Source organism: Oceanobacillus sp. HCA-5259 (assembly GCF_037892815.1).
GTDB classification, from domain to species: Bacteria; Bacillota; Bacilli; order Bacillales; family Amphibacillaceae; genus Oceanobacillus; species Oceanobacillus indicireducens.
In genome coordinates this window covers 1-1,158 of the sequence record NZ_JBBKBV010000093.1, presented here as the reverse complement: position 1 = coordinate 1,158, position 1,158 = coordinate 1, and the positions used below count along the sequence as shown (strand labels likewise).

1 protein-coding gene and 1 pseudogene are annotated in these 1,158 nt (G+C 36.6%); both read left to right on the top strand.

From position 1 onward, the window contains the following. Positions 1-327 (top strand): annotated as a pseudogene (gene tnpA / locus WKU33_RS18910) (IS200/IS605 family transposase); the annotation flags it as partial. Between the two features lie 10 nt (positions 328-337). Beyond that, on the top strand, positions 338-1,158 hold an 821-nt coding region (locus WKU33_RS18905), incomplete at its 3' end, for a transposase (protein WP_340456132.1).

Genomic DNA, 1,158 nt, shown 5'->3' with positions numbered 1-1,158 from the left:
TACAGAAGGAAAATTTTTCTTCGTGCGGATGTAGAGGAACGATTCAAACAATTAGTCCAAGAAAGATGTGAAGAATTAAAAATTGTGATTGTTGCTTTGGAATGTGACAAGGACCATACCTATATGTTTCTGAATACACCACCAACATTTAGTCCTGCTAATATTATGGCGAAAATTAAAGGGGTGACTTCTAAAAAGTTAAGAGAGGAATTTTCGCATCTTCAACACTTGCCAAGCCTTTGGACACGTTCCTATTTTGTATCTACCGCAGGAAATGTATCGAGCGAAACCATTAAACGTTATGTTGAGCAACAAAAAAAACAAGGGGGTGAGCCATGTGTCGCAAACCATAACGGTTCAAGTCAAATTGCTTCCAACAAAAGAACAGGCTTCTATTTTGTCAGAAATGAGTCAATCGTACATTTCTACAATCAATACTCTAGTTTCAGAAATGGTTGCTGAAAAGAAAAGTACAAAGAAATCAAGCAAGCATATTTCTGTTGCCCTGCCCAGTGCTGTTAAAAATCAAGCGATTATAGACGCTAAAAGTGTGTTTAAAAAAGCGAAGAAAAATAAATACAAGGTGATTCCTGTTTTGAAGAAACCAGTGTGTATTTGGAATAACCAAAACTATTCGTTTGATTTTACACACATTTCAATACCAATCATGGTCAATGGCAAAGCAACTAAAACCCCTATTCGTGCCTTATTTGCTGATAAAGATAACCGTCATTTCGATTTGCTAAAACACAAATTAGGTACGCTACGTGTCACAAAGAAAGCGAATAAATGGATTGCCCAAATTTCTGTCACGATACCTACCATTCAAGGAACAGGTGTAAAAGTCATGGGGATAGACTTAGGCTTAAAAGTACCTGCTGTGGCTGTGACAGATGATGAAAAGGTACGCTTCTTTAGTAATGGCAGACAAAATAAATACGTGAAGCGAAAATTCCGTTCTGAACGCAAAACATTAGGCAAAAAGAAAAAGTTAAATGCTATTCGCAATTCAAAAGATAAGGAACAACGCTGGATGAAAGATCAAGACCATAAGGTTAGTCGTGCCATCATTGATTTTGCAAAAGAAAATAAGATTTCTGTCATTCGCTTAGAAAAATTAGCGAACATTAGACAGACGGCAAGAACAAGCCGTAAAAA